Source organism: Aliamphritea spongicola (genome assembly GCF_017051665.1).
Taxonomy (GTDB): domain Bacteria; phylum Pseudomonadota; class Gammaproteobacteria; order Pseudomonadales; family Balneatricaceae; genus Amphritea; species Amphritea spongicola.
The window spans coordinates 1-201 of record NZ_JAFIDL010000167.1; the positions used below are offsets into that span (position 1 = coordinate 1).

At 60.7% G+C, this 201-nt stretch carries 1 protein-coding gene; it reads left to right on the forward strand.

Features of this window, described 5'->3' with window-relative positions; translation table 11 throughout:
- The coding region (locus JYB63_RS23205) for a hypothetical protein (RefSeq protein WP_205660264.1) at positions 1–201 on the forward strand (201 nt) is incomplete at both ends.

The following is a 201-nucleotide window of genomic DNA, read 5'->3' on the forward strand; positions in this document are numbered from 1 at the left end:
ATGACGCGTTCGAAGCGATCGTGGCGGGCACCAACAACAGTGTCGAAACCACCATCACGGACCAGACCGGCAGTGACAACCCACCGGGTACAGAAGACACCGTCATCGTCTCCCTGACTGGCCCGAGTGATGTGGTCGAAGGTGAAACCACCACCGACTACACCGTCAGCCTGAGCGAAGCGGTGCCGGCGGGTAAATCGG